Source organism: Caldovatus sediminis (assembly GCF_014644455.1).
Lineage (GTDB): Bacteria > Pseudomonadota > Alphaproteobacteria > Acetobacterales > Acetobacteraceae > Caldovatus > Caldovatus sediminis.
Window position 1 is genome coordinate 1 of record NZ_BMKS01000030.1, and the last position, 9,428, is coordinate 9,428.

Annotated in this window: 7 protein-coding genes and 1 tRNA gene; 5 read left to right on the forward strand and 3 right to left on the reverse strand. The window is 76.1% G+C overall.

Annotated features, from left to right (window positions below):
- Positions 1-543: 543 nt before the first annotated feature.
- From IEX99_RS22005 to IEX99_RS22015, 3 genes are all read right to left on the reverse strand, one after another.
- Positions 544-618: transfer RNA gene (locus tag IEX99_RS22005), tRNA-Gln, on the reverse strand.
- Positions 619-657: 39 nt separating this feature from the next.
- Positions 658-1,563, reverse strand: coding sequence for a 4-(cytidine 5'-diphospho)-2-C-methyl-D-erythritol kinase (locus IEX99_RS22010; protein ID WP_188904353.1), 906 nt, complete (start codon positions 1,561-1,563; stop codon positions 658-660).
- A complete protein-coding gene (locus IEX99_RS22015; protein ID WP_229678218.1) occupies positions 1,560-3,134 on the reverse strand; it encodes a tetratricopeptide repeat protein in 1,575 nt (524 codons plus the stop codon). Before IEX99_RS22015 ends, IEX99_RS22010 begins: the two co-directional genes overlap by 4 nt.
- 397 nt (positions 3,135-3,531) lie before the next feature.
- On the opposite strand from IEX99_RS22015, the gene IEX99_RS22640 reads away from it, so the two are divergent.
- The 5 genes from IEX99_RS22640 (at position 3,532) to IEX99_RS22035 (ending at position 9,321) form a co-directional block, all read left to right on the forward strand.
- Positions 3,532-3,813 (forward strand): hypothetical protein, encoded by a 282-nt coding sequence (locus IEX99_RS22640; RefSeq protein WP_229678219.1) that lies wholly within the window; start codon positions 3,532-3,534, stop codon positions 3,811-3,813.
- A gap of 305 nt (positions 3,814-4,118) precedes the next feature.
- The gene (locus IEX99_RS22020; protein WP_188904357.1) at positions 4,119-5,318 is read left to right on the forward strand and encodes an acyl-CoA dehydrogenase family protein; all 1,200 of its coding nucleotides are present in this window, start codon (positions 4,119-4,121) and stop codon (positions 5,316-5,318) included.
- Positions 5,319-5,335: 17 nt separating this feature from the next.
- The gene (locus tag IEX99_RS22025; protein ID WP_188904359.1) at positions 5,336-6,358 is read left to right on the forward strand and encodes an acyl-CoA dehydrogenase family protein; all 1,023 of its coding nucleotides are present in this window, start codon (positions 5,336-5,338) and stop codon (positions 6,356-6,358) included.
- Positions 6,355-8,529: an acetate--CoA ligase family protein gene (locus IEX99_RS22030; protein ID WP_188904361.1), complete on the forward strand. Its 2,175-nt coding sequence runs from the start codon at positions 6,355-6,357 to the stop codon at positions 8,527-8,529. Before IEX99_RS22025 ends, IEX99_RS22030 begins: the two co-directional genes overlap by 4 nt.
- An 18-nt stretch (positions 8,530-8,547) precedes the next feature.
- Entirely contained in the window at positions 8,548-9,321 is a 774-nt protein-coding gene (locus tag IEX99_RS22035; RefSeq protein ID WP_188904363.1) for an enoyl-CoA hydratase/isomerase family protein, read from the forward strand.
- Positions 9,322-9,428 lie beyond the last annotated feature (107 nt).

Genomic DNA, 9,428 nt, shown 5'->3' on the forward strand with positions numbered 1-9,428 from the left:
CGCCTGACCCGGCGAACCAACCCGCCGACGATCATCGCGCTCCTACACCACGCAATGGGACACGACCTCATGGCCCCGGAGACGTCGAGGCGCTTCTCGTAGTCTCGGACGCGGCGGCGTCAGCGGCTCAACCAGCCGAAGGTGCGCTCCGCACCCAGCGGCGCGGGATGGCCTCGAAGCCCCTCGCCGTGTCGGAACGCGGAACCGCCAGTAGGCCGTCCGCCACGGGCCGAAGCGCGCCGGCAGCATCCGCAGCCGCCTGCGCTGCGCGCCATGCAGCGGATCGCGTCCGGCACCTCGCGCAGGTCGACCGTGGGCCCCCGCCCCGGCGCGACGCTTCGGCGTCAGCGGCTCGAGCCGCGTGTTGGAGGCAGTGCCTCCAACCCTCGTCCGTCAGGTCAGACGGGTGGCGCTTCGTCTTTCGGCCAGGCGCGGCCATGCCGCCGCGCGTCTCTCCGGATCCATTCCGGGGCTTGAATCCCCCCGACCCGAGCCGCTCCAAGCCATTCCCGGGCGGTCACGCGGCCTCGGGGCGTGCCGGGGTGGTTGGGGCGGGAGGATTCGAACCTCCGCATGGCGGAACCAAAATCCGCTGCCTTACCGCTTGGCGACGCCCCAGCCGTCGCGCCGCGCACGCACGCCCGCGCTGATTAGGCGTCAGGCCGTCGCCGCGTAAAGCCCCCCGCCCCAGCGCCACCACGCTCGCGGCAGCCGCTCCGCCGCCGCCGCCGCCGCCGCCGCATCGGCCATCAGGGCGAAGCAGGTGGCGCCGGAGCCGCTCATGCGCGCGAGCAGGCAGCCCGGCAGCGCGCGCAGGGCCGCCAGCACCTCGGCCACCGGCGGGCACAGGCCGATCGCCGCCGGCTCCAGATCGTTGCGCAGCGTGGCGAGGTCGCGCGCAAGCCCCACCGCGTCGCGCCAGCCCGCCTCCGGCAACGTGGCGGGGGCCGAGAAGCCGCCGGCCCGCGCCCCGAACACCGCGGGCGTCGCCAGCGGCAGGCGGGGATTCGCCAGCACCAGCCCGAGCCGCGCCGGCATCCGCGGCGACGGGGCGAGCACCTCCCCGACCCCGCCCATGCGCACCGGCCGGGCCGCGATGCAGGCCGGAACATCGGCGCCAAGCCGCCGTGCCACCCCTTCCAGCCGCGCCCGTGGCCAGCCGAGGCCCCACAGCCGGTCGAGCGCCCGCAGCGTTGCCGCCGCATCCGCGCTGCCGCCGCCGATCCCGGACGCCACCGGCAACCGCTTGGTCAGGCGCAGCGTCACCGCCGCCGCCGGCGCGCCGATCCGGGCCTCCTGCGCCAGCGCCCGCGCCGCCCGCAGCACCAGGTTCCGCGCCGGATCCTCCACCGACAGCGCCCCCGCCTCGGGCCCCTCGACCTCCAACGAGGGCGCGATCCTCCCTGCCGCCGGCACGGCCTCCACCTGGTCGGTCGCGCCAGCGAACACCACCAGGCTGTCCAGCAGGTGATAACCGTCCTCCCCCCGCCGCCCGAGGACATGCAGATAGAGGTTGACCTTTGCCGGCGCCGCCTCCCCGACCGCCGCCGCGACCGGGTTCACCGCGCCGCAGGCGCGGGCGCCGGCGGGTGCTGCGGCGCGGCCGGCGCCGCCAGCGCCTGCGCCGCCGGCAGGCCCGGCAGCCCCTCGCGCAGCTTGGCCTCGATCTTCGGCCCTTCGCCCGGCTCCGGGCCGAGGGCGAGGGCGCGGCGCCACTGGAACTCGGCCTCGCGCCGGCGCCCGGTGGCCCAGTAGGCGTCGCCCAGGTGGTCGTTGATGACGCTGTTGCGCGGCTCCAGCTCGACCGCTCGCTCCAGCCAGTGCACCGCACCGTTCAGGTCGCCGAGCTTGAACAGCGCCCAGCCGAGGCTGTCGGCGATGTTTCCGTCGTTCGGCCGGAGCTGCACGGCGCGCTCCAGCATGGCCCGCGCCTCCTCGAGGTTGCGCCCCTGCTCGACCCAGGAGTAGCCGAGGTAGTTCAGCACGTAGGGCTGCTCGGGCGAGAGCTCGAGCGCGCGCTTGAAGTCGGCCTCGGCAAGCGGCCAGTCGCCCGATCGCTCATGCGCGATGCCGCGCGCGTAGAACACCGCCCAGTCGCGGGAGCCCGGTGTCCGCAGCCGCTCGATCGCGCGGTTGTAGGCGGCGGCGGCCTCCGCATAGCGGCCGCGCGCGCGGAGGATGTCGCCGAGCCGGGCATGGGGCTGCGGCGCGTCTGGCAAGGCTGCGGCGAGGCGGTTCAGCTCCTCCGCCGCCTCGTCGGTGCGGTCGAGGCGGTCGAGCAGCGTGGCGCGGCGCAGCGCGGCGACGGAGGCGAGCGGATCGTCGGCCGCCACCTCGTCGAGCAGGGCCAGGGCGGCGGCCGCCTGCTCCGAGTCGGCCAGCGCATCGGCGGCCATCACGATGGCCGGACCGAAGCCCGGGCGCAGGCGGAGCGCGAGGCGGCTCATCAGCAGCGAGAAGTCGGCCGCCCCCTGGCCGCGCAGCGCGCCGGCCAGGGCGAGCTGCGCCTCCGCCATGCCCTCCGCCGCCGAGGCGACCGGGCGGGTGGCCAGCAGCAGCCGGCGCTCCGTCTCGCCGACCGCCAGGGCAAGGTCGTCGTGGTTGAGCGCCAGCCGGTCGAGCAGCCGCATCGCCTCCGCCCGCCGCCCGACCCGGGCGAGGATCGAGGCGGCGATCTGGGTAAGCCGCAGCGTCGGCTCCGCGGTGTCGGTGAGCGCGACGCGCACGAAGCGCTCGGCATCGCGCGACCGGCCGCCGAGGTCGGCGATCATCGCCGCGTGCAGGGCGTAGAGGCTGCGCAGCCGCCCCGCCTCCAGATGCGGGCGCAGCGTGCCGAGGGCCGCGTCGGTGTTGCCCCGCCCCTGCTGCGCCCATGCGAGCAGCAACGGCTGCAGCACCTGCGTCGCCCCCTGGCGAGGCATGGCGCGCAGGCGCTGCTCGGCGCGGTCCCACCGCCCCGCCAGGCCGTCGGCGCCGGCGATCACCATGGCCGCGAACGGCATCTCGGGCACGCGGCGCGCCAGGCGCAGCGCCTCCGGCCGACCGTCGAGCAGGGTGGCGATGAAGGCGCGCTCCAGCACCTCCGGCTGCTCCGGATCGGCGCGCAGGGCAGCGAGGAGGCTGTCCGCGGCCACCCGCGTGTCGCTTTCGGAAGCGGCGAACCGACCGGCGAGGTAGGCGCCGAAAGCGCCCTGCCCCGCCCCGCCGCGCTCAGCGCCGTGGGGACCGCCGGCGCCGCCGACGAGGAGGAGGACGGTCGCCAGGACGGCCGGTCGCCAGAAGGGACGATGCGCGGTCATTGGCACAACCTATCAGGGAAGGCGGAAGCGCGCCACAGCCCGCGACAGCGGCTCCTCACGGGCGTGGTGCCGGAGAGCGAAACCGGCGAAACATCTTTCGGTCCGCCGCGAAACCGGCGCGAAACAGATCGAAGCAATCCGGAAACAGGCGCGTGCCAGGGTGCGACGGCACGAAAACCGTTCCGGAGGGCAACCGATGACCCCCGCCGCCTGGGCCGAGGCCCCGAGCCCCATGATCGCCGCCCCCGACGCCGCGGCCGAGGCGCCCGACCCCCTGTTGGGCCGCAGGCGTCCCGCTGCGGAACAATCCCGGCGGAGCTTCGACGAGGGCCGCCGGCGCCGCGCGGCGCAACGCCGCGCCGCAGCGCTCGCCGGTCCGCCGAGCGATGACGACGTGGCGCGCCTCCTTGCCGAGTTCCACGCCCGCGGCGGCCGCGTCACCGAATGCCCGCCCGCGCATGCGGCGCCCGTGAACAACGGCGCCGGGCGCGACGCGTCGCGATGGACGATCTGACGAGCGAGGCGGCGCACGGCCGGCGACTGCCCCTGCCCCACGGCGCCGGGCACGCCGGCCCGCCGGGGCAGGCGCGACGTGGCCTCGCCGCAAAGCCGCCGATGCTCCTTCCTTCGGCCTGCCCCGGCAAGGGTTGATCGCCGGCGCGGGCCGCCGGACACTCCCGTCGCAGCGGTCGGTCGCGGCACGCCGGAAGCGCCCGGCGGCCCGGCGCCGACCGGGGAGGAGTGCCCGTCCATGCGCCGCCGCAGCGATCCGTTCCCGTCCCGCCCGGCCTCCGACCTCCGGCGGGGGGCGTGACCGCGATGGACGCCGACACCGCCCCGAGCCCGCTGCCCGCCGGCGACCCCGCCGCCTACCGCCGCGCGATCCGCCACTGGCTCGAGACCAACCTGCCCCCCGCCTGGCGGTCCGACGCGATCGCCAGGGCCGAGCCCAGCCTCGAGGAGCTGAAGGACTGGGAGGCGCGGATGCACCGCGCCGGCCTGTGGGGCGTCGCCTGGCCGAAGGCGTATGGCGGCCACGGCCTCACGCTCCGCGAGCACCTGATCGTCTCGCAGGAGGTCGGCCGCCTGCCGATGCCGGAGAGCGTCAACTCCATCGGCAAGGAGCTCGCCGGGCCGATCCTCCTCGCCATCGGCACGGAGGAGCAGAAGAAGCGCTTCATCCCGGCGATCCTCGAGATGCGCGAGATCTGGTGCCAGGGCTTCTCCGAGCCCGAGGCGGGGTCGGACCTCGCCGGGCTGCGCACGCGCGCCACGCATGACGGCAAGGTCTGGCGCATCACCGGCCAGAAGATCTGGACCAGCGGCGGCTTCCGCGCCCAGCGCTGCCTGCTGCTCGCGCGCACCGGCACGCTCGAGGACCGCCACCGCGGCCTCGCCCTGTTCGCGCTGCGCATGGACGCGCCGGGCGTGACCGTGCAGCGGATCAGGCAGATCGACGGCGAGGCCGAGTTCGCCCAGGTCTTCCTCGACAACGCCCCGGTCGAGGAGGCCGACGCGCTCGGCGCCCCGAACGAGGGCTGGAAGGCCGCGGTGCGCGTGCTGGAGATCGAGCGCGCCACCAACCGCATGTACCGCGCCTGGCGGCTGGAGAACGAGCTGCGCCACCTGGTCTCCGCCTGCCGCGCCGACCCGAACCTCTCGGCGCTGATCGCCGACCCGGCCTACGCCCAGCGCCTCGCGCAGTTCCGCATCGAGATCGAGGTGCTGAAGCGCTACGTCGAGGGCGTGGTGGAGGACCTCGTCTCCGGCGGCGCGATCGGCGGGCGCGGCAGCCTGATCAAGCTGCACTGGAGCGAGGCGCACCAGCGCTTCGCCGCGCTGGCGATGGAGCTGCTCGGCCAGGCCTCGCTGCCGCCGGCGCCCGAGGTGCGCGCGGCGCAGCGGCGCTTCCGCAAGATCTACATGCGGGCGCGGGCGGAGACGATCTACGCCGGCACCTCGCAGATCCAGCTCGGCATCATCGCCGACCGCATCCTCGGCCTGCCGCGCGCCGCCTGAACGGGAACCGCACGACGATGATGGACACGGACGACATCGCCCGCACGGCGCGGCGCGCCGCCGCCGCCTGCGCGGGGCTGGACGCCGCCGGCGCGGCGCGGCGGCTGGCGGAGGACGGCATCCTCGGCCTGCTGGCGCCGGAGGAGGCGGGCGGGCTCGGCCTGCCGCTCTCCGCCGCGGCGCCGGTGGTGGCGGCCGGCGCCGCCGAGCTGCTGCCCTTCCCGCTGGCCGAGGCGCTGCTGCTCGCGCGCCTGCTCGCCCGCGCGGCGCCCGACGCGGCGGCGGCGATCGTCGAAGGGCGCGAGGTCGCGACCGTCGCCTGGCGCGGCGCGCTGCGGACGGAGGGCGGCGCGCTGCACGGCACCGTCGGCCGCGCGGCGATGGCCGGCGAGGCGCGCTGGCTGGTCGCGGCGCTGGAGCAGGGCGGCGCCGCGCTGGTGGACCTGCGCGCCGCCGCGCCCGGCGCCGTGACGGTCGAGGAGGACATGAGCGGCCTCGACCTCGAACGCCCCGCCGCGCTGGTCACGCTGCGCGGCGTGCCGGCGGCGGCGCGGATCGCCGAGGGCGCGGACTGGTCCGCGCTGCGCGCCGACGCGCAGTTGCTGCGCGCGGCGGAGATGCTGGGCTCCGCCGAGCACTGCCTGGAAGCGGCGATCGCCCACGTCACCCAGCGCCGCGCCTTCGGCCGCCCGCTGGTCGCCAACCAGGGCCTGCGCTTCGAGCTGGCGCGCCACAAGCTGGCGCTGGAGAACGCGCGCCACGCGCTCGGCCACGCACTCGCCGTCGCCGGGCAGGACCCGCGCGGGCAGTCCATCGCCCGCCTCGTCGCGCGCGCCACCGCGGCGGAGGCGGGCGTGCTGCTCTGCGAGGGCGCGATCCAGCTCCACGGCGGCATGGGCTTCACCTGGGACGTGCCGCTGCACCGCCACCTGCGCCGCGTGCGCGAGGCGGCGGCGCAGTGCGATCCGGTCGGCGCGCGCGCCGCCCTCGCCGCGCGGGTGGACGAGCCGGCGGAGAACGAGCAGGGATGGGCGGCATGAGCGGCGCGTCCGGCGACGGGAGCGCCCTCGCGCGCGGCAGGCCGGGGGAAGGGCGCCGGCCGGACGGGGCCACGCGCGGCCTCGACGCCCTGTTCCGCCCGCGGAGCATCGCCATCATCGGCGCCTCGACGGACCCGAGGAAGCTCGGCGGCCGGCCGCTCGCCAACATGCTGCGCGGCGGCTTCACGGGGCGGCTCTACCCCGTCAATCCCGGCGCGCGCGAGGTGCAGGGCCTGCCCGCCTTCGCCTCGCTCGAGGCGATCCCGGAGCCGGTGGACCAGGCGGTGATCGCCGTGCCGGCCGCCGCCGCGCCGGACGCGCTGGAGGCCTGCATCCGCAAGGGCGTCAGGGTCGCGGTGATGTTCAGCTCCGGCTTCGGCGAGCTCGGCGCCGAGGGCCGCGCCGTGCAGCAGCGGATGGCCGCGCGCTGCCGCGAATCCGGGATGCGGCTGCTCGGGCCGAACTGCCTCGGCGTCATGAACCCGGCGGACGGCGTGTTCTGCACCTTCTCCGGCTCGCTCACCGGCAACCGCGCCTGGCCGCGCGCCGGCGGCATCGGCATCGCGACGCAGAGCGGCGCGGTCGGCACCTACTGCTACACGCTGCTCGCCGACCGCGGCGCCGGCATCAGCCACTACGTCGCCACCGGCAACGAGGCCGACGTGGACGTCGCCGCCTGCATCGCCTGGCTGGCGGAGGACGAGGCGACGCGGGTGATCCTCACCTACCTGGAGGGCTGCCGCGACGGCCCGCGGCTGCGCGAGGCGCTCGCGGCCTGCGCGGCGCGCGGCAAGCCGGTGGTGGCGATGAAGGTCGGCGTCTCCGAGGCCGGCGCGGCGGCGACCATCTCGCACACCGGCACCCTCGCCGGCAGCGACGCCGGCTACCAGGCGGCCTTCGACGAGGCCGGCGTCTGGCGCGCGCGCTCGCTGGAGGAGGCGGCGGACGTCGCCGTGGCCTGCACCGCGGGCGCGCTGCCGCGCGGGCGGCGGCTCGGCGTCATCACCGTCTCCGGCGGCGCCGGCGCGCTGCTCGCCGACGAGGCGGCGGCGCGGGGCCTCGAGATGCCCGAGATCCCGGAGGAGGCGCAGAAGGCGATCCTCGCCCTCGTCCCCTTCGCCAGCCCGCGCAACCCGGTGGACGCCACGGCGCAGACCGGCAACGACCGCACGCTGCTCACCCGCATGATGGCGATCATGATGGGCGAGCCGGACGGGCCCGCGCGCTTCGACGTGTTCATCGCCTTCCTCGCCTTCGTCGCCGAGAACGCGGACGCCTTCGCGACCGTCCTCCCGGCGCTGGAGGCGCTGCGCAGGCAGCGGCCGGAGACGGCCTTCATCCTCTCCATGCGCGGCTCGCCCGAGCAGCGGCGGATGCTGCTGGAGAAGGGCCTCTTCCTCTGCGAGGACCCGACCGAGGCGCTGCGCACCGCCGCCGCCCTGGTGCACTTCGGCACGCGGCCGCCGATGGCGCCAGCGCCGGCGGTGCCCGCGACGGCCCGCGCGCCGCTGCCCGACGGCCCGCTGGACGAGGCCGCCGCGCGCCGGCTGCTCGCCGCGGCGGGCGTGCCCTTCGTCGCCGAGCGCGTCGCGCGCAGCGCCGCGGAGGCCGCCGAGGCCGCCACGGCGCTCGGCTTCCCGGTGGCGCTGAAGGTCCTCTCGCCCGACCTCGCGCACAAGTCCGACGTCGGCGGCGTGCGGCTCGGCCTGCGCGACGCGCGGGAGGTGGCGGCGGCCTACGACGCGATGCTCCGCGAGGTGCGCGCGGCCGCGCCGCGCGCGCGCATCGAGGGCGCGCTGGTCTCGCCCATGGTGCAGGGCGGGGTGGAGACCGTGCTCGGCGTGCACCGCGACCCGGTGTTCGGCCCGGTGGTGATGTTCGGCCTCGGCGGCGTGTTCGTCGAGGTGTTCCGCGACGTCGCCTTCCGCCTCGCCCCGCTCTCGCGCGAGGAGGCGCTGGCGCAGATCGACTCGATCCGCGGCCGCGCCCTGCTGGAGGGCGCGCGCGGCCGCCCGCCGGTGGACAAGGGCGCGATCGCCGACGCCCTGGTCGCGCTCTCCCGCTTCGCGCTGGCGCACGCGGAGGAGGTGGCGAGCGTCGAGGTCAACCCCTTCATCGCCCTGCCGGGGGGCGGCCTCGGCGTGGACGCGGTGATCCTGCGCGACGGCTGAGACGGACGGGAAGCGGCCATGGCATCCGACGACATCGTGACCTTCGAGGTCGCCGACCACATCGCGGTGGTGACGCTGAACCGCCCGCCGGTGAACGCGATCAACGCGGCGATGCGCAGCCGGCTGATCGCGATCTTCGACGCGATCACCGACCGCGACGACGTGCGCGTCGCGGTGCTGACCGGCGCGGGCAAGGTGTTCTCCGCCGGCGCCGACCTCAAGGACCGGCCCGACCCGAACACGCCCGGCGCCTACTGGCACCACAACCGCATCACGCGCGAGACCGGCAACGCCATCAAGGAGTGCGCCAAGCCGGTGATCGCCGCGGTGAACGGCGCCGCGCTCGGCGCCGGCTTCGGCCTGATGGCCGCCTGCGACATCATGCTCGCCGCCGAGGAGGCGGTGTTCGGCATGCCGGAGATCGACGTCGGCCTCGCCGGCGGCGCCGCGATGCTCTCCGAGCTGCTCGGCAAGTCGCGCGTGCGGCGGATGATGTTCACGGGGATGCGCGTCCCGGCGGCCGAGCTCTACCGCCTCGGCGTGATCGAGGCGGCGCTGCCGCGCGAGCAGCTCATGCCGGAGGCGATGAGGATCGCGGCCGAGATCGCCTCCAAGTCCCCGCTCGGCATCAAGTACGCCAAGCACTCCTGCAACTTCGTCACGCTGATGCCGCCCAGGGACGCCTACCGCTTCGAGCAGAACTTCACCTACGAGCTGTCCAGGACCGAGGACGCGGCGGAGGCCCGCCGCGCCACGCTCGAGAAGCGCAAGCCCGTGTTCAGGGGTCGCTGAGTGGCCGTTTGAGAATGGCTTGGTGCGACGCGGCTGGGGGTGATTCAAGCTCGGGATGTGGACCCGAGAGACCCGAGGCCGGATGGCCGGGCTTGGCCGGAAGACGA

Excerpts from the sequence above, each read along its gene's own strand:
- IEX99_RS22035 (WP_188904363.1), top strand. The coding sequence starts at position 8,548 with ATGGCATCCGACGACATCGTGACCTTCGAGGTCGCCGACCACATCGCG.
- IEX99_RS22030 (WP_188904361.1), top strand. The coding sequence starts at position 6,355 with ATGAGCGGCGCGTCCGGCGACGGGAGCGCCCTCGCGCGCGGCAGGCCG.
- IEX99_RS22020 (WP_188904357.1), top strand. The coding sequence starts at position 4,119 with ATGGACGCCGACACCGCCCCGAGCCCGCTGCCCGCCGGCGACCCCGCC.
- IEX99_RS22025 (WP_188904359.1), top strand. The coding sequence starts at position 5,336 with ATGATGGACACGGACGACATCGCCCGCACGGCGCGGCGCGCCGCCGCC.
- IEX99_RS22640 (WP_229678219.1), top strand. The coding sequence starts at position 3,532 with ATGATCGCCGCCCCCGACGCCGCGGCCGAGGCGCCCGACCCCCTGTTG.